Annotated in this window: 18 protein-coding genes and 1 tRNA gene; 5 read left to right on the top strand and 14 right to left on the bottom strand. The window is 73.3% G+C overall.

All coding sequences use genetic code 11. The features are described 5' to 3' along the window. The coding region (locus ACQEUR_RS25285; RefSeq protein ID WP_433035923.1) for a hypothetical protein at window positions 1-325 on the bottom strand (325 nt) is incomplete at its 3' end. 313 nt (window positions 326-638) lie between these two features. On the opposite strand from ACQEUR_RS25285, the gene ACQEUR_RS25280 reads away from it, so the two are divergent. Continuing rightward, window positions 639-1535, top strand: a complete 897-nt coding sequence (locus ACQEUR_RS25280) for a LysR family transcriptional regulator (RefSeq protein WP_433035920.1) — start codon at window positions 639-641, stop codon at window positions 1533-1535. A gap of 230 nt (window positions 1536-1765) precedes the next feature. Here the strand turns inward: ACQEUR_RS25280 and ACQEUR_RS25275 are convergent, their stop codons facing one another. From ACQEUR_RS25275 to ACQEUR_RS25235, 9 genes are all read right to left on the bottom strand, one after another. Beyond that, entirely contained in the window at window positions 1766-3766 is a 2001-nt protein-coding gene (locus tag ACQEUR_RS25275; protein WP_433035917.1) for a vWA domain-containing protein, read from the bottom strand. A 264-nt stretch (window positions 3767-4030) separates the two neighbouring features. Further along, window positions 4031-5248 (bottom strand): XdhC family protein, encoded by a 1218-nt coding sequence (locus ACQEUR_RS25270; protein WP_433035914.1) that lies wholly within the window; start codon window positions 5246-5248, stop codon window positions 4031-4033. A 22-nt stretch (window positions 5249-5270) separates the two neighbouring features. Further along, the gene (locus ACQEUR_RS25265) at window positions 5271-7469 is read right to left on the bottom strand and encodes a xanthine dehydrogenase family protein molybdopterin-binding subunit (protein WP_433035911.1); all 2199 of its coding nucleotides are present in this window, start codon (window positions 7467-7469) and stop codon (window positions 5271-5273) included. Further along, complete coding sequence (locus ACQEUR_RS25260; protein WP_433035908.1) at window positions 7466-8449, bottom strand: FAD binding domain-containing protein; 984 nt, start codon at window positions 8447-8449, stop codon at window positions 7466-7468. The genes ACQEUR_RS25265 and ACQEUR_RS25260 overlap by 4 nt, the downstream gene beginning before the upstream one ends. After that, window positions 8446-8943: a (2Fe-2S)-binding protein gene (locus tag ACQEUR_RS25255; protein ID WP_433035926.1), complete on the bottom strand. Its 498-nt coding sequence runs from the start codon at window positions 8941-8943 to the stop codon at window positions 8446-8448. Before ACQEUR_RS25255 ends, ACQEUR_RS25260 begins: the two co-directional genes overlap by 4 nt. A 350-nt stretch (window positions 8944-9293) precedes the next feature. Beyond that, entirely contained in the window at window positions 9294-10031 is a 738-nt protein-coding gene (locus ACQEUR_RS25250) for a hypothetical protein (RefSeq protein ID WP_433035906.1), read from the bottom strand. Between the two features lie 40 nt (window positions 10032-10071). Next, a complete protein-coding gene (locus ACQEUR_RS25245) occupies window positions 10072-10398 on the bottom strand; it encodes a hypothetical protein (protein ID WP_433035903.1) in 327 nt (108 codons plus the stop codon). 126 nt (window positions 10399-10524) lie between these two features. Next, the gene (locus ACQEUR_RS25240) at window positions 10525-11292 is read right to left on the bottom strand and encodes a hypothetical protein (protein ID WP_433035900.1); all 768 of its coding nucleotides are present in this window, start codon (window positions 11290-11292) and stop codon (window positions 10525-10527) included. A gap of 199 nt (window positions 11293-11491) precedes the next feature. Next, window positions 11492-11770, bottom strand: coding sequence for a hypothetical protein (locus tag ACQEUR_RS25235; protein WP_433035897.1), 279 nt, complete (start codon window positions 11768-11770; stop codon window positions 11492-11494). Window positions 11771-11782: 12 nt separating this feature from the next. Between ACQEUR_RS25235 and ACQEUR_RS25230 the strand changes: the two genes are divergently transcribed. The 4 genes from ACQEUR_RS25230 to ACQEUR_RS25215 all read left to right on the top strand — a co-directional run bounded on the left by ACQEUR_RS25230 (window position 11783) and on the right by ACQEUR_RS25215 (window position 15132). Then, a complete protein-coding gene (locus tag ACQEUR_RS25230) occupies window positions 11783-11929 on the top strand; it encodes a hypothetical protein (protein WP_433035894.1) in 147 nt (48 codons plus the stop codon). Between the two features lie 9 nt (window positions 11930-11938). Further along, the gene (locus ACQEUR_RS25225; protein WP_433035891.1) at window positions 11939-12442 is read left to right on the top strand and encodes a hypothetical protein; all 504 of its coding nucleotides are present in this window, start codon (window positions 11939-11941) and stop codon (window positions 12440-12442) included. Window positions 12443-12682: 240 nt separating this feature from the next. Further along, window positions 12683-14419, top strand: a complete 1737-nt coding sequence (locus ACQEUR_RS25220; RefSeq protein WP_433035888.1) for a BTAD domain-containing putative transcriptional regulator — start codon at window positions 12683-12685, stop codon at window positions 14417-14419. Between the two features lie 98 nt (window positions 14420-14517). Continuing rightward, entirely contained in the window at window positions 14518-15132 is a 615-nt protein-coding gene (locus ACQEUR_RS25215; protein WP_433035885.1) for a hypothetical protein, read from the top strand. A gap of 192 nt (window positions 15133-15324) precedes the next feature. Here ACQEUR_RS25215 and ACQEUR_RS25210 read toward each other — a convergent pair. From ACQEUR_RS25210 to cmk, 4 genes are all read right to left on the bottom strand, one after another. Beyond that, window positions 15325-15398 (bottom strand) — tRNA-Pro (locus tag ACQEUR_RS25210). A 237-nt stretch (window positions 15399-15635) separates the two neighbouring features. Next, a complete protein-coding gene (gene der, locus ACQEUR_RS25205; RefSeq protein WP_433035882.1) occupies window positions 15636-17039 on the bottom strand; it encodes a ribosome biogenesis GTPase Der in 1404 nt (467 codons plus the stop codon). Then, window positions 17036-17188: a hypothetical protein gene (locus ACQEUR_RS25200; RefSeq protein ID WP_433035879.1), complete on the bottom strand. Its 153-nt coding sequence runs from the start codon at window positions 17186-17188 to the stop codon at window positions 17036-17038. Before ACQEUR_RS25200 ends, der begins: the two co-directional genes overlap by 4 nt. Next, on the bottom strand, window positions 17185-17868 hold the full coding sequence (gene cmk / locus ACQEUR_RS25195) for a (d)CMP kinase (RefSeq protein WP_433035876.1): 684 nt from the start codon (window positions 17866-17868) through the stop codon (window positions 17185-17187). Before cmk ends, ACQEUR_RS25200 begins: the two co-directional genes overlap by 4 nt. Window positions 17869-18009: the final 141 nt, after the last annotated feature.

Here is an 18009-nt window from a genome sequence, read left to right as displayed (position 1 = left end):
GCCTGTCGACCAACTCGACGGTGATCCCGGCCAGGGTCGCCTTGTCCCGTAGGAGTTGGATGAGACGGCCGACCTGCCACTGCCGCAGCCGCAGATTGTGCCGCCGCCCCGCCGCCAGGTCGAGAACACCACGGGGGTCACCAACCCGCAGACGACCGATCCGGTGTGCGACGGCCCAGCCGATCACGGTCTTGGCCGCCTCGTGCTGCGCCTGTCGTACCCGACGCTGGTGCCGGCCCTCGACCAGCCGGGCCCGACGCCGGTACCGGCGCCACCGCCGTGAACCCCGTACACCCCCGACCCGGCGCCCGCCCCGCCACCGCACGACGACGTCGCTTCGAATCAGCCAGGTGTTGGCGGTGTTCGGCCCGGATCGCCCGCCCCGACACCAGCAACGCCTGTCCATCCTGGCCGGCGACCGCGTACGGGTGGATCACCCCCAGATCAACCCCCGCCGTCCGCGACGGGTCCGGGCCGGTGCCGGTCGGATAGGACGCGAGTACGGCGTGACGCCCGCCCCGGACCGGAGGTCTGCCGCCGTACCGGGGCTGGGGCCCACCGGGCGTCGCCGTCGGCCGGTATCCGAATCCGATGGTCGGGCACGGATGATGCCGGCGAGATCGAGATACCTTTCCGGAATGCTGATCGAACTGCGCCTCATCCGGTACGTTATCGCGGTTGCCGAGGCGGGCGGCTTCGAGGCCGCCGCCGCTCGGCTGCACATGACCCAGCCGCCGCTGAGCCGCCAGATCCGCGAGCTGGAACGGCAGCTCGGCGTCGACCTGTTCCACCGCCGGCCGACCCGGCTGACCGAGGCGGGCCGGGTCTTCGTCGAGTCCGCCCGTGGAGTCCTGGTCGAGGCCGAGCGGACCGTGGAGCGGACCCGTCACGCCGGCCGGGCCGAGGGTGGGCAGGTACGCGTCGGCTACACCCTGACCACCGCCTTCGAAGAGATGCCGAAGTTGTTCGCCGCGATGCGCGACCGGTACCCGGGCATCCGGCTCGACACGTGGGAGGCGTGGGACGTCGATCTCAGCACCGCGCTGCACGAGGGCGAACTCGACGTCGTGCTGGGCCGGCACCTGCCCGTGCCGACCACATACCAGCGAATCCGACTGCGCCCCGATCCGTACGCCGTCGTGGTCGGCGTCGGGCATCGACTCGCCCAGCGGCGTACGGTCGCGCTCAGCGACCTCCGGGGGGAGACCCTGCTCTTCTTTCCTCGCCGGCTCGCGCCGCACTACCACGACACCGTGCTGGCCGTGCTGCGGAGCAGCGGCGAGACCTTCGACGTCTGGGAGAACCCGCTCCCGGGACTGCGCAACCTCCATCTCAACCTGCGCGACCAGGGGTTCATGTTCCTGCCCTGGTCACTCGGGCGGCAGCTGCCCAACGGGGTCGCCTGCCTCTCCACCACCGACGAGCTGCCGACGATCGACCTCGAGATCGCCTGGCGGCGGCACCCGTCACCGCCGGTGCGCGCACTGGTCGACACCGCCCGTCAACTCGCCCGACGGGAACGCTGGACGTCCTGAGCGGTCGTGCAGACGGGCCGGCGCTGACCGCCGAGGAGCGAATCCTGCTGGTGCCCGCCGACAACCCGCTCGCGCAGCGGGATGCTCTGCTGCGTGGAGGCATCGTCACCCGGCTTCGGCACGCCCTCGGCGTGCGGCCCGTACTCCACGCTCGCGCCGACCGGCCGGGGATTCGCCCGCTTTCCACGGGGGCACCTCGGCAGGTCGGGACGGCTGGCTGCCAGAGGGCACTATAGGTCTGGCGGTGTGTCCGGTCGGCGCCACGGTGCGTACCCGGTGCCGTGCGGTCCTGGTGGAGGCGAGCCGGGGTGACCGGAAGGGGCGGCCGACGGCGGTGCCGGAGTGCGGCGTCGCCGGAGCAGCAGCGCGACGACCAGACCGGCGCCGATCGTCACCAGCAGCGGGACGCCGACCCAGAGCACCGGCCCGAAGGGCATGCCCGACTCGTTGCCGGCCCGCGCCGCGCTGGTGGCCGGGGACGGTGACGATCCGGGCGGAGTGCTCGGCGCGCTGCCGAACGCGTCGGAACCGCCGGGGTACCGCGGCCCGGCCTCGGCCGTGCCCACCACCACGACGTCCAGGGTCACCGGGACCGGCGCCGGCTCGGACCGCCGGTCCGTACCCACCTTGACCGCGAGGTAGTGCCAGCCGGCCACGCTCAGCCTGCGCTCCCGTTCCGAGTCTTGTTGGATCGTCCGGTTCAGATACCGGATCGGCCGGGTGGTGTACGCCTCCGCCCGGGCCGGCAGCGCGGTCGGCCTGCCGTCGTAGGCGTAGACGGTGAATTCCTGACCGCCCCCGATCTCCTGCCGGGACGGCGTGTACAGGTTCGTGCCGACCGGGAAGAGCCCGAGGTCGAGGTCGGCGGCGCCGTACCGGACCCGGTAGGCCAGCCCCTGACCCCAGTCGAGGCGCACCCGGTAGAAGACGAACTCGTCTTCCCAGACGGTGTCCTGGTAGCTGCCGGTGCCGTCCAGGGTGGCCGCCGTGTGGAACGAGCCGCCGCCGACGACCGGCCGGGGATCGCCGCCCGGCGTGGTGAACCGCACCGCCGGACCCGGAGCCGGCCCGGCCGACTCCCGATCGGGTACTGGCGGTTCCAGGCCGATCAGCAGTTCCAGCGGGGCGGTGGAGCCGCCCTGGTTCTGCCGGGACACCGCGACGACGTAGCGGCCGGGGCGGCGGCACGGTTCGGCCGCTCCGTCCGGCGACAGTGGCACGGTCCACGTCCGGGACGCCGGGCTGATCGGGTCGGTGGCGGTGACCCGCATGTCGAAGCCGCCGCAGCGGGTGCCGTCGGGCGCGTACAACTGCATGCTGGTGGTCTCGGCGGCGGCGCGTACCCCACGGCTGAGCACCGGTGCGGCGCTGGCGTAGAGGGTGAATCCGGCCGTCACCTCCACGGCGTAGTGCCGGACCTGACCCGGGTCGAGGTCGTCGAGGTACGACCCGGGGACCAGGGCCGGCGCGCTCTGCCGGTCCGTCCCGCCGCTGACCGGCGTGCCGGCCGCCTCGTACCGGCGCAGTGCCTGCTGGGTCACCCGGTTGAGCGCCCGGGCCAACTCGGCGGCGTCTCCCGCGTCGGTGTAGGTCCCCCGGGTGGCCCGGGCGATGCAGGCCAACTGCCGCTGGGCGGCGCGGTCCACATCGAAGCCGACCGCGTGCACCCGAAGGTCCACGCCCTGCCGCGCAAGTTCCCGGGCCACCTCGCAAGGGTCCGGCGGCGCGCACGAGTCGATGCCGTCGGACACCAGCACGATCGACCGCGGGCCCTCCGCCGGCAACCCGTCTGCCGCCACCCGCAACGCCCGGCCGATCGGGGTGTAACCGCGCGCCCGTACCTGGTCGGTCGTGCCGAGCAGCGCCTCGCGGTCGACCGGGCCGACCGGATGGACCAGTCGTACGTCCTGGCACCCGGCCGCCTTCTCGGCGCCCGAGTTACCCGTCGACGAGCCGTACACGGTCAGCCCGAGCCGCGTGCCGTCCGGCGCGGCCCGCACCAGCGTGCGAACCGCCCGCCGAGCCGCGGTCATCTTGTCCACGCCACCGCCTGCGCTCTCCCGCATCGAGCCCGAGGCATCCAGCACCAGCATCACCGGTGCCAGTTCCTCCGCCGACGCCCGTGCCGAGGCCACGGCGGCCGCTGGATCGCCCGACAGCCCGGGTACCGGCACCGCGACCAGCCCGGCGACCAGGCCCAGCACCGCCACGGTCCCGAGTTTTCCGAACATGCTCACTCCCACCGTTCGCAGCTGGTCAGCTTTGGGCACGCGGCCCTCGCCATCAGATCGGCAGCGTCGGGATGCGGCCCTACGTGCCCCGGCCTGCCGTGTCGTCCGACGACCGCGAGATCGTCGCCTGCACGGTAGGGAGCGGCGGTTAACGATTGGTTGGCGACCGCGTCCGTCACCGGTCTCCCGACGTCGGTGGTGTCGGGTGCCGACGGCGGTCGAGGGGGCCGCCCTCGCGTCCGTTCGGCGGCCCGGCCAGTCGCATCACGGGCGTAGCCGAGCCGCCGTCACCGGGTGGTCGGCGTGCTGCCGGTGGATGGGACCGGTGCCGAAGCTGAGCCGGCCGGTCGTACCGCCGCGGGCCAGCGCGACGATCTCGGCCGCGATGCTGACCGCGGTCTCCTCCGGGGTGCGGGCCCCGAGGTCCAGGCCGATCGGGGCGGCGAGCCGGGCCAGCGACTCGGCCGGCACGCCCGCCGCCCGCAGCCGACGTACCCGGTCGGCCTGGGTCCGGCGTGAGCCGAGCGCGCCCAGATAGGCCAGAGGCAGCCGCAGGGCCACGTCCAGCAGCGGTACGTCGAACTTCGCGTCGTGGGTCAGCACGCACACCGCCGTCCGGGCATCGATCCGCCCGGCCGATGCCTCCACGTCGAGATACCGGTGTGGCCAGGCCACCACGACCTCGTCCGCGTCCGGGAAGCGCGCCTCGGTCGCGAACAGCGGTCGGGCGTCGCAGACGGTCACCCGGTAGCCCAGGAACGTGCCGATCCGGGCCACGGCGGCGGCGAAGTCGATCGCCCCGAAGACCAGCATCCGGGGCGGCGGGGCGAAGCTGGAGACGAAGACGCGCCAGCCGGCACCGTCCGACGCGGTACGGCGCCGGCCGTCCGGCGAGTAGTCCAGCAGCCGGCTGCCGCCCTCGGCGAGCAGTGCCCGCGCGTCGGTGAGTACGGCCTCGTCCAGGGCGGCGTCGAGAGTGCCCGAGTGCCGGTCGGGCCAGACGACCAGCCGTCGTGCCGGCACCGGGCCGAGCCGGATTCCGGAGCCGGTCGCCCCGGCCGGCCCGCCGCCCCTCGTTCCGCCGCCGGGGACCGTGACGCAGGTGGCGATGGCGACCGGCCGCCCGGCGGCCACATCCCGGGCCAGCTCGCCCAGTTCGGGAAAGGACTCCGGGTCCACCCGCTCGACGAAGACGTCCAGGTCGCCGCCGCAGGTCAGGCCGACCGCCAGGGCGTCGTCGTCGGCCACTCCGTACCGCTGGAGCAGCGGCCGGCCGGTCCGCACCGCCTCGGCGGCCAACTCGTACACCGCCGCCTCCACGCAGCCGCCGGAGACGCTGCCCACCGCCGAGCCGTCCGGGCCGACCAGCAGGGCGGCGCCGGGCAGCCGGGGCGCCGACCGCCAGGCCCCGACCACGGTGGCCAGGCCGACCGGCAGCCTCTGGTGCCACCAGCCGGCCAGCTCCGTCAGTACCTCCCGCACGGCGTCCCCACCGTCCGCCGGGTCAGCGCCATCCGGCCAGCACCTTGTCCGGGGTGATCGGGAACTCCCGGACCCGGTGCCCGGTGGCGTGGTAGACGGCGTTGGCGATCGCCGCACTGGCGCCGGTCGCGGTCACTTCGCCCAGGCCCCGAGCGCCCAACTCGTTCGCCTCCGGCGCCGGCTTGTCCACGAAGACCACGTCGATGTCGGGCACGTCGGCCTCCACCGGCACCAGGTAGCCGGCCAGGTTCGCGGTGACGATCCGGCCGTACCGGCGGTCGACCAGGGTGTGCTCGGTCAGTGCCGCGCCGATCGCCCAGACCGCTCCACCGAGCGCCTGGCTGCGGGCGGTCGCCGGGTTCAGCACCCGCCCCGCGTCGACGGCACAGACCAGCCTGGCCACCCGGACCTCGCCGGTCACGCCGCTGACCTGCACCTCGGCGAAGGCGGCGCCATACGACGGACCCGCGTTGCCGCTGAGGTCCGCGCCGCCCGACGCCTCGACAGAGGCGCCGTGCCGGCTCAGCACCTGCCGGTAGCTCTCGCCGCGCCCCGGGTCCGCGCGCAGAAACAGCCGCCCGTCCACCGTGTCCACCTCGTCCGGAGCGGCGCCGTGCAGCGGGGACCGCGGATCGGCGACGGCGAGCCGGACCACCTTCTCCCGGGTGGCCCGGGCGGCGACGCGGACCGCCATCCCGACCGTGGTCGCGGTCGCCGAACCGCTCGACGACGGGGCGGGCGGAAACCGGGTGTCACCGAGTACGGCCCGGACGTCCCCCGGCCGCACGCCCAGCCCGTCCGCCGCCACCTGCACCATGATCGTGTACGTCCCGGTGCCGATGTCCTGGGTGCCGCAGGTCACCCGGGCCCGGCCGTCGCTGCTGATCCGCACCGTTGCCTGTGCCACCCCCGGATGCCAGTTGTGCTGCGCCCCGGCCATCCCCCAGCCCACCAGCAGTTCACCCCGGCTCATGCTGCCCGGGGCCGGCCGGCGGCGGGGCCAGCCGAACCGTTCGGCACCGAGCGCGTAGCACTCGCGGAGGAACCGGCTCTGCGGTCGGTCCGGGGCGCTCGGGTCGACGCCGGTGTAGTTGCGCAGCCGCAAAGCCACCGGATCCATGTCCAGCGCCCAGCTCAACTCGTCGAGCGCCATCTCCAACGCCTCGTTGCTGGGCCCGGAGGGCGGCCGGGTGGCGATGGTCGTACCCAGGTCCACCTCGACGACCTGGCTGGCGATCTCCAGGTTGGGGACCGCGTAGACGGACTGGGTCGCGGCGATCGGGTTGAACTGGATGATGTCCGACCGCGAGGTGTGCGAGGTGACCGCGTGGGTGATCGCGGTCAGCCGGCCGTCCCGGGCGGCGCCGACCTGGAGCCGTTGCACGGACGCCGGCCGGTGCCCGCAGCTCGTGTACTGCTGGGCCCGGGTGAGCACCAGCTTCACCGACCGCCCGACCAGCCTGGCGACGGCGGCGGTCAGGTAGGTGTGCGGCCAGACGAAGCCCTTGCACCCGAACCCGCCACCGAGGTATGGCGTGACCACCCGTACCCGCTGCGGCGGCACGCCGAGCATCCGTGCGACGGCCTCCTGGGTGAACGTGATCGACTGGGTCGACTCGTAGAGAGTCAGGTCGTCGCCCTTCCAGACGGCCAGCGTGGCGGACGGTTCGATCGGGTTGTGATGGTTGATCGAGGTGCGGTACTCGACCTCGAGCCGGACCGCGGCCTCGGCCAGCCCAGCCGCCGGGTCGCCCCGGCGCATCTGGAGCGCCCCGGGAGTGCCCTCCGGTGGCGTGTACGCCCGGGACAGGTTCTCCACCAGTCCGATCGTGGGCTGCTCGGCGTCGTAGTCGACGCGTACCAGCCCGGCGGCCCGGCTGGCCTGTTCGAACGTCTCGGCCACCACGATGGCGACCTGCTGGCCGCCGTGCCGGATCTCGGTGCCCTGCATCGGCACCAGGGTCTGCGCGTACGGCACCCAGCCCGGCGACTGCTCCGCGAACCGGGGCAGGTTCTCGTGGGTGTAGACGCCGAGTACGCCCGGCGTGGCCAGGGCGGCGGCGCTGTCGATCCGGCGGATCCGCCCCCGGGCGATCGTGCTGGTCACCAGCACCCCGTACGCGAGGTCGGGGATCGGCTGGTCGGCGGCGTACCGGGCCTGACCGGTGACCTTGGCCCAGCCGTCGACCCGGTGCAGCGGCTTCCCGACGTACTGTCTCACCTGCCGCCTCCGAGTTCGTCGAGCACGCCGGTCAGCGTGCGGGACACCAGATCGAGCTTGAACGCGTTGTGTTCCCGGGGCACCGCGCCCCGGACCGCGGCTGCCCCGGCCGCCGCGACCGCCGCATCGGTCAGCCGTTCGCCGCGCAGCACGTCCTCGGCCTCCCTGGCCCGCCAGGGCCGGGGAGCGACACCCCCGAGCGCGATCCGGACGTCCCGGACCGTCCGGCCGCGCAGCTCCAGCGCCACCGCGACGGAGACCAGGGCGAACTCGAACGACGCGCGGTCGCGCACCTTCCGGTAGCGCGAGTGGGCCGCCATCGCCGTGGCCGGCACCTCCACCGCCACCACCAACTCGCCGTGCTCGAGCACCGTCTCCCGGTGCGGCGCGTCGCCGGGCAGCCGGTGCAGCGTCTCGATCGGCAGCCGGCGCGCACCACCCGGGCCCTGCGTCAGCACCGTGGCGTCCAGCGCGGTGAGCGCCACCGCCAGATCGGAGGGGTGGACCCGGATGCAGCTCTCGCTCCCGCCGAGGATGGCGTGCCAGCGGTTCTCGCCGTCCAGTGCGGGGCAGCCACTGCCGGGCACCCGGGCGTTGCAGGGCAGCGCGGTGTCCCGGTAGTACCAGCAGCGGGTGCGTTGCAGCAGGTTGCCGCCGATGCTGGCCATGTTGCGCACCTGCCCCGACGCGGAGGCGAGCAGGGCCGCCGGCACCACCGGCAGCCGGTGCCGCATCTCGGCGTCGCGGGCCACCTCGGCCATCCGGGCCAGCGCGCCGATCCGGACCCGGCCCGGCTGCCACTCGATGCCGCGCTCCGCGACCCGGTTCACGTCCACCACCAACCCGGGTACGTGCACACCGTCGCGCATCAGGTTGGTCAGCTCAGTGCCGCCAGCCACGTACGCGGTGGTCGGCTCGGCGCTGGCCAGCGCGACGGCCTGGGCCGGGGTGGCCGCCCGGACGTACCGGATCTCGTTCATCGCCGCGCCTCGTCCCGCTCGTCGGTGTCGTCGCCCGGTCCACCGCGCCCGTGCGCCACGTCCCGGATCGCGGCGACGATGTTCGGGTACGCGCTGCACCGGCACAGGTTGCCGCTCATGCCCTCCCGGATCTCGGCGTCGGTGGGACGGCTCCGTTCCCGCAGCATCCCGACGGCCGACATGATCTGGCCCGGCGTGCAGAACCCGCACTGGAACGCGTCCCGCCGGATGAAGGCGTCCTGCACCGGATGTGGGCGGTCCCCGTCGGCCAGCCCCTCGATTGTGGTGATCTCGGCTTCGTCCTGCATCACCGCCAGGGTGAGGCAGGACTTGGCGCGCTGGCCGTCGAGCAGCACGGTGCAGGCGCCGCACTCGCCGTGGTCGCAGCCCTTCTTCGTACCGGTGAGGTGCAGCCGTTCGCGGAGCGCGTCGAGCAGGCTCACCCGGGGCTCCACCGCTAAGCGGTGGTCGGCACCGTTGACCCGCAACGTGATCTCCACCGGGCCGGGCCCGACGACCGCCGCTCGTTCGGCCTCGACCGCAGGCGCCGTCGGCGCCGCAGTGGCCACAGTGGCCGCACTGGCCGCAGTGGCGCCGTCGGTTCCGTCGGCCACCGCTCCGACGGCGACGCCGAACGCCGTCCCACCGCCACCGGCCAGCACCCGTCGCCGGCTCACCTGGCCCTCCGGTCCATCCGGCACAACATCCTCCCAGTTCTCCGCGACCGTGGACGGTGCGGCTCGCCGATCGATGAAACGAGAGCCTAGGAAAGGCTCTGTCCGTTGTATTGCAGGAAATTGCGGCTGCGGTGCTGGCTGGCGCGGACGCTCGGCAGCCGCCGAGGCTACGAGGGCACGTCCGTCGCCCTCGGCCATTGCCCGTCCGGGAAGTCGATGTTGTTGTTGAGCGCCTGCACGAGACTGCTGTTGGTGCTCGACGCGACCGAACTCAGCACCACACTGCCGGCGATGACCGCCAGAAACGCGGCGACGACGGCTGCGACCGCGATGACCGGTGCCGCCGGCAACCCGACCACGGTGCCGCTGGCCGCCACCGCGCCGACGAGGCCAGTCACCAGCGCGGAGAGGGCATACACGAGGCTCGCCCAGTACGTCATGATTCCCACGGCGAGGGCCGAGAGGGCGCTGCCGATGCTCTCGCAGAGCGGGGTATTGATCGCGACCAGCGCCGCTCGCTGCAACTCCAGCCGCTGGGCGTACGCCGTGGCGGCCGTGCCCTCCCAGTTTCCGTCATCCGCCCGCAGATGCCCGGACGTGGCGACGCCGGCGCGTGCGCTGACCGGCCCACCGACCCGGCTGCTCCAGCCGTCCGCCGCGTCCCACAGCGCCGACGGGGATCCCCAGTGCGTCACCATGTTCCGCAGCGCGTGGAAGAGTTGCTCCAACTCGAGCGCGAAGTCCTCCAACGCGGTCAGCGTCTGCTGCCGCGCCGGCTCCGGAAGCTGACCGCTCAACCGGGTGACGTTGTCACGCAGTTCGGCGGTCTTGCCGTCGACCTGGTCGATCAGACCGGTGATCTGCTCGATGATCGCTGCGTCCTCGGCCGCACCGACGGTGGTCATCGCCCCTCCTCGACCCGGACCGGTCGGGCTGCCTGCCTCGTCACGCCGGCTCCCACAGGTTGTCGTACCGCGCCGCCGCCGCCGAGTCGGACGACTCGTAGCTGTCCGCGATCTCCTCCAGCACGTTCGCCAGGTCGCGGAGGGTCGATCCGGCCTGGCCCAGCAGGTGTTCCACCTTGTGTTGGATCATCATGTAGGTGACGAACAGGTCGCCCTCGGCCGCCCACGACAGCTCGGCCAGGCCCAGGTCCAGCCCCGACGACTCCGTCGCGGCGCGGCGGGTGACGTCGGCCGTCTCCTGCCAGGCCCTCGCGTCGCTGCGCAGCGCCTCGACGGCAACTGACAACGCCTCGTCCGGCATGTCCATCTCTCCTCTTGTCTGGTCCGCAGTGGTTGGCCGGCGGCGCCGCGCTGCCGGGCCGGTATCCGCCGTCTGCACCCGGCCGTTCCGGCACTGCTGATCCGCGTGCCGGGGCGGCAGAAGTCGGGCCGGTCAGCGCAGGTGCAGACGCCGGGCCAGTGCATGGGGATCGGCACCGAGTTCCTGGATCTCACCGAGCGGGCCGCGTGCGATCACCGCCTCGACGGACTCGGCCGAGGCCCGCTGGTAGGCGGCCCGGAACGCCGAAACGGTCTCCCGACCGATCCACTGCCCGCCGGCCTCCGCCAGCCAGTGGCGGTCGTAGCGCACCTCGGTGACCTCGCCGCCGCCGCTGACCGTCACGGCCACGTCCCGGGACTGGTTGTGCCCGGTGTACGTCGTCCGGGCGTGCACCCGAAGCTGTGCGGAGACCTCGCCGACGGCATGCACGGCCGACCCCACCAGCCGGGACAGCTCGCGCAGCCCGGCGCGCCCCTCGTCGCCGCTCACACCCGCCGTAGCCAACTCGTCGAGCCGGTTGGCGAGGGTGTCCTGCAACGGAGGCATCGGGCGGGGTAGCGGATCGGGCCGGGCGTGCTGCTCGGCGAACGACTCGGCCCAGTCGGTCAACCGGCCGTGCTGGGCCGCCCCGGCCGCCTCGCGGACGGCCGTGCCCAGCGCCTCGGGGTCGATCCGGCGGCGCCACTGCGGCTCGACCGCGACAGCGGCGACCGGACCCTCGGCGTCCACCGTGACCGTCACCATTCCGGTGCCGTCGGAGCCGTCCCAACTCCCGTCCGGCCGGGTCACCGCCGCCAGCCGCTGAGCCAGGACGTCCGCCCGCTGCCAGAGTTCGGTGAGCCGTCCCACCGGGTCGTCGTGCATCGCGTACCTCGTCACCTGTCGACCTGCCAGCACGGCGTCCGGGTCGGACCCGCCGTACGCAGCGGTCGCCCGTACGCCGCCGCCCCGGCAAGCGGGGGGATGCGACCGGGGACCGGCGCACCGAAAGGTACGGCGTTGCGGTTAAGGATCGGCTAATGCCTCGGCGATGGAGGGAATTCCCTTTCTTCCTGCTTTCCGGGCCATTGGCTGTTGGCTACCGTGTCGAGTCGCCGTACCCGGGCCGCCGGGCCGTCGCAGCTGCCGGACCGGTCACGCCGGTCAGCCGGCCCCGGTGGCGGGTCTCGATCCCGCACCGGCGGCACCGCCGGTGCGGGTGCGTCGCGGCTCCGGCCCGGCGGGCCGCGTCGTTCGCGTCGAGGACCGGGCGGGCGCAGCAGCCCGACCAGCGTTCCCGCTCGGCGGGCGACAGGGTCCGCAGGAAGTCCTCCTGAGACTCCCGGGCGACCGGCACCTGGCGCACGACGACGCCCACGCCCGCCGGCAGATGGCCGAGCTGAACGCCGCCGCGGCGCTCTTCCCGCCGGAGCTACCCACCGTGATCATCGGCGGCTTCAACAGCGAACCACCGGACGGCTCGCTCGGCCAGCTCTACGACCGCACCGCGTTCCCCGGCGCCTCCGGCCACTTCTAGGAGGGGGACATGTGTGCCGAACCCGGGTGCGCGACGGTGCGGCGCGGCGGCGCGGCCACGCACACCGGGCAACACGGTGCGTCGAAGATCGACCACATCTTCTTCGACTCGGAGCACTTCAGCCGGCAGGCCGCCAGCGCCTCGATCCGTACCGTGGGAATGTGCGACGGTCGGCTCTGCTCCGACCACCACCTGCTGTTCGGCTGGCTGACCCTGCTGGCGAGGCAGGCCGGCCCGACCCTGTGCCGCAACACCGCGGAGGCGCCGGGACACGTGTCGGTGCGGTTCACCGTCAGCGGCTCGGTGACCCGTGAGCGGGCCGGGCGCATCGTGACGAACTACTACCTGGGGGTGGAGGACTCCGCCGAGGTGGGAACGCCGCCGGTCGACGGGTGGCGGCAGATCGTCGACGGTTGGAGTTGCCGCACGACCTGGCGCTGGCGTACGGACCCGGACGCACTCCAGGGCACCTGTACGGCCGGGACCGACCGGGTCGTGATCAGCCGGGACTGACTCCGGTCCGTGGGCAGGACCGGCGCCGGCCGGAGCGCGTGTGCCCGTGACGCCCGCACCGGTACGCCGAAGAGTCGACATACCCGGTCGGTATATCCCCGGTCCTTGCCGGTCCTTGCCGGCCGGGGGTGATCAACGGCCTAATGGCAGGGGCGGGTCGGCCGCCGTCTGCACGGGTACCGCCCGAGTGGAGAACTCGGACCCGCCGGCCGGACGGGGGATCAGATGAAAGGCGGAGCGATGTTTCGGCTCCTGGGCCCGGTCACGTTCGTCCAGGATGGACACACGGTGGACCTGGGGCCGGCGAAGCAGCGGGCGGTGCTGGCGGCCCTCGCGCTCGAACCGAACTCCCTGGTCTCCACCGAGCGGTTGATCGAGATGGTCTGGGGTGACACCGCCCCCGCCGCCGCGCGCAAGGCCGTCCAGGTCTACGTCTCGCACCTGCGCCGCGTCCTGCCCGCCGGCCACCTGGTCAGCCGCAAGCCGGGCTACCTGCTGGACGTGCCACCGGAGGCGGTCGACCTGCACCGGTTCCGGGCGCTGGTCGCCCAGGCCCGCAATGTCGACGTCGAGCGCGCCCGCTCGCTGCTGGCATCGGCCGAACATCTGTGGCGGGGTGACCCGTTCGACGGCCTCGGCGACGTACCGGCGTTGGCCAACCTGGCAGCGGGACTGCTGGAGGAGCGGCTGTCGGTCACCGAGTGGCGCCTGGGCCTGGAGGTCGAACAGGGGCGGGCCGCCGAGGTGATCGCCCAGTTGCGTGCCCTGGTCGTCGCGCACCCGTTGCGTGAGCCGCTGCACGTCCTGCTGATGCTGGCGCTGCTGCGGACCGGCCGCGCCAGTGAGGCGCTCGCCGCCTACGGCGATCTCAGGGCCGTGCTTGCCGAGGAGTTGGGCATCGAGCCCGGGCCGAAGGCCGCCGCGCTGCACCTGCGGATCCTGCGCTCGGAGACCCGCCCACCCCCGGCCGGGCCGGATCCGGAACCGGCGGAGGACGCCCAACCACCCGACCCGGTGGCAGCGTTCGATCCACCCGTCGCGCCGGCGCAACTGCCGTACGACGTCGTCGACTTCGTCGGCCGCACCGATGAGCTTGCCGGCGCCGAACGCATGCTCCGGGACGGGTACGAGCACGTGCCGATCGTGGTGCTGGTCGGCCAGCCGGGGGTGGGCAAGACGGCCCTCGCGGTGCGCCTCGGTCACCGGATGCGGACCGACTTCCCCGACGGCCAGCTCTTCGCCGACCTCGGCGGTGCCCGTCCGGTACCGGCCGACCCGGCCGAGATAGTCGCGGCCATGCTGCGTGCGCTGGGCGTCCCGGTGCCGGCACCCGCTTCGCTCACCGAGCGGACGGCGATGCTACGCAGCGCACTGGCCGTCCGTCGGGTGCTGATGGTCCTCGACGACGCCGCGGACGCCGCCCAGGTGCGCCCGTTGCTGCCGGGGCGCGCCGGAAGTGCCGTGGTGGTGACCAGCCGCCGGACCCTCGCGGACCTGGAAGGAGCCCGGATCGTCCGGCTCGACGTGCTCACCGACGAGACATCCGTCGAACTGCTGCGCTCGCTCGTCGGGATCGAGCGGACAGCCGGAGAGCTGGAGAGCGTACGCCGGATCGCCGCGATGTGTGGAAACCTGCCTCTCGGCCTGCGCATCGCGGGTGCGGGGCTGGCGTCACGGCCGGCCTGGAGCCCGCGCCACTTCGCCGACCGGCTGGCCCACCGGGAAGCGCTGGACGAGCTACGGGTGGGGGACCTGGGGGTACGGGTCACGTTCGAACTCAGCTTCGCGCGGCCCGACGCCGAGCATGCCAGGGTGGTCCGGCTGCTCGCCGTGCCGGACTGGGTCGATTTCAGCCCGCTCTGTCGGCCGCCGCGCTGCTGGACCGGCAGCCAAGGCAGGCCGCGTCGCTGCTGGAGGAGCTGCTCGACATCCACCTGCTGCGCCAACCAGCGCCTGGGTAGGGCTGCCACGACCTGATCGGATCCCTTCGCCCGTCAGCTCGACCCGAGACGGAGGAGCGGTGGTCCGCCCTCGCCCGCCTCGTCGGCTATCACCTGCACGCCGTCTACCGGGCGGTGGCGTGGTCGCACTCCGAGCACGCGGCGGTGGCCGCGGTCACGCTCGAGGCCGTACGCGCCGCGCGGGCGCCGCTGCTGGACCTGGCAATACTGCTCGTCTGGCTCGGCAACCACCTGGAGATCGCGGGCGCCTGGCGGGGATGGCAGAGGTTGGCGGACGAGGCACTGGCTGCTGCCGAGGACAGCGGCGAGCACGGCGCGGCGCCGTACGCCCGGACCGGCCTGGCCGGCGCCGCGTACCGCCGGGGTGACATCGACGGCTCCCTGGCACACTGCCGCGCCGCCCTCGAATACCTCCGGAGCGTGGCGGACCACAGCCGGCAGGCCCGACTGCACAACCTGATGGCGGTGGCGCTCGGCGACCGAGGCCGGCACGCGGAGCAGAGACAGCACCTGTACCCGGCCTACGACCTGCACGCCCTCGCCGGCGAGGTACGCAGCCAGGCGGTGGTCCCTGACCAACCTCGGCGAGCTACCCAACAACACCGGACAGCACGCGCAGTCCTCGGCGTCCGGATCCGGCGAGCACTCCCCCAGATAGCGGCCAAGCTGGGCGGCGGCGAGCAGGTAGTTGTAGCGGGTGGTCTGTGGGTAGTCCCCGGCGCGCAGTGACCGGTCCCAGTCCCGCAGGAACCCGGCCCAGCCCCGCGACAGGCCGGTGGTGAGCTTGTGAAGATCGAGTAGTGGTAGGAGCAGCCCGCCCGAGTCAAGGAGTCCAACAGCGGCGTGCTAGACCGGGCATTCGTGCCGAGCTATGAAAAGAGGGTTTCCGCAATTCACTGACCTGCGGAAACCCTCTCGCTGTCGGGACGGCCGGATTCGAACCGACGACCCCTTGACCCCCAGTCAAGTGCGCTACCAAGCTGCGCCACGTCCCGTTGCTCCGCACCGGTCTCCCGGTACGACAGCCGCTACAGCGTAGCGCAGACCCACTCCCCGGTGCGCACACGCCCCTCCCGTAACGATCTCCCCTGTCGGCCACTGGGCTGCCGCCAGAACCACCCAGCCCACACCCCGTAAAGCATCCTAGGAAGATAGGGTGAATCGGTAGGACGCGGCCGGGAGGGGAGGGGGCGAGGGGAGGGGGCGAGGGGGGTGGCGGTGGCGCGTACGGCTCAGCCGTGGGCCTTGCCGCGACCACCCGGGCCGAGCTTCTTCCGGGCCCGGACCGACACCTCGATCGGGCTGCCCTCGAAGCCGAACTCCTCGCGGAGCTTGCGCTCGACGAAGCGTTGGTACCCGGCGTCGAGCGGCCCGGTGGTGAAGAGCACGAACCGCGGCGGGGAGGTGCTGGCCTGGGTGGCGAAGAGCACCCGCGGTGCGCGGCCGCCCCGGATCGGGTGCGGAGTCGCCTGCACCAGCGCGGTGAGCCACTGGTTGAGCTGCCCGGTCGGGATCCGGCTCTCCCAGCTCGCCAGGGCGGTACGCAGCGCCGGGGCCAGCCGGTCCATCGCGCGGCCCGTCTTGGCCGACACGTTCACCCGGATCGCCCAGGGAATCCGGCGCAGTTCCCGGTCGATCTCCTTGTCCAGGTAGTAGCGCCGGTCCTCGTCGACCAGGTCCCACTTGTTGAAGGCGATCACCATCGCCCGGCCCGCCTCGGTGACCATGCTCAGGATCCGCTGGTCCTGCTCGCTGATCGGCTCGCTGGCGTCGAGCAACACCACGGCCACCTCGGCCGCCTCGATCGCGGCGGCGGTACGGAGGCTGGCGTAGTACTCCGTGCCGCTGGCCTGTGCCACCCGCTTCCGCAGGCCGGCGGTGTCGACCAGCTGCCAGACCTCTCCGCCGATGTCGACCAGGCTGTCGACCGGATCGACGGTCGTGCCGGCGACGGCGTCCACCACCGCCCGGTCCTCCTTGGCCAGCCGGTTGAGCAGGCTCGACTTGCCCACGTTGGGGCGGCCGACAAGGGCGACCCGACGCGGGCCGCGCGGACCCCCCTCACTGATCGGCGGCGGCTCGGGCAGGGCCGCGAGGATCGCGTCCAGCAGGTCGCCGGAGCCCCGCCCGTGCAGGGCGGAGACCGGGCGCGGCTCGCCGAGCCCGAGGGACCACAGCGAGGTCGCCTCGATCTCGGTGGCGGCGTTGTCGGCCTTGTTGGCCACCAGCAGGACCGGCTTCGCGCTGCGCCGCAGCATCCGGACCGCCGCCTCGTCGACGTCGGTCGCCCCGACCACCGCGTCCACCACGAAGACCACCACGTCCGCCGTGGCGACGGCGTGCTCGGCCTGGGCCGCGATCGCCGCCGCCCGGTCCCGGGCGTCCGGCTCCCAGCCACCGGTGTCGACCACCGTGAACTGCCGGCCCGACCACTGCGCGTCGTAGGGGACCCGGTCCCGGGTCACCCCGGGAACGTCCTCCACCACCGCCTGGCGGCGGCCGATGATCCGGTTCACCAGCGTCGACTTGCCCACGTTCGGCCGGCCGACGACGGCCACCACCGGCACCGGTCCGGTCGGCTCGACCTCGTCGACGTCGGTTTCGTCCAGCTCGATCCAGCCGTCCCCCGTGCTCACGCCGTTCCACCCTTCGTCTCTGCCTGCAGGGCTCGCGGACCCGGCTCGTTGATCGCACCCACGCGGGCCGCCTCGCCGGCGTACGCGCCACAGCCGCGGGCGGCGCCCGCGTCACCGTCCCGGCCCGCGGTCTCCGCGTACCCGGTCACCTGTCCGCCACCTGTCCGGCCAGCAGCTCGCGGAGCCGCGTGACGACCTCGTCGATGCCGAGCGCGGTGGTGTCCAGGACGACCGCGTCCGGCGCCTGCCGCAGCGGGTCGGCGGCGCGGGTCGAGTCGAGTCGGTCCCGGCGGGCCAGGTCGGTCGCGGTGGCCGAGAGGTCGGCGGCGTACTCCGCGCTGCGCCGCTGCGCCCGCGCGTCTACCGAGGCGGTCAGGTAAACCTTCAGGTCGGCGTCCGGTGCGACGACCGAGCCGATGTCCCGGCCCTCGACCACGATCCGGCCGGCCGCCGTGATGATCTCGCGCTGCATCGCGACCAGGATCTGCCGTACGGCGGGCACGGCCGACACGGCGGAGACCGCGGCGGTCACCTCGGGTCCCCGGATCTCCCGGTCGATCGCGATCCCGTCGGCGGTCACGCTCGGCGCCTCCGGGTCGACGCCGATCTTCACGTCGACCTCGCCGGCCACCTTGCCAACCGACTCGGCGTCCTGCGGGTCGACCCCGGAGCGCAGCACCGCCCAGGTCACCGCGCGGTACATGGCGCCGGTGTCGAGATAGCGGGCGTCGAGCGCCCCCGCGAGTCGCCGGGAGACGGTGGACTTCCCCGAACCGGACGGGCCGTCCACGGCGACCACACACCGCCCGGTCCGTACCTTTTCCGCCACCGTTCCTCCTTCACCAACCAACGCGACAAAACACCCGGACAACCGGTCGACAAACCCCGAACCGGGCGGACCGCGCACGACCCGCCGGCCGACCGCGCGCCGGGTGTCGCAGTCCATCATGCCCCGTGCCCCGCAACGGCC

The organism is Plantactinospora sp. CA-290183 (assembly GCF_050936375.1).
Classification (GTDB): Bacteria; Actinomycetota; Actinomycetes; order Mycobacteriales; family Micromonosporaceae; genus Plantactinospora.
This window is presented reverse-complemented; position numbering and strand designations above follow the sequence as displayed.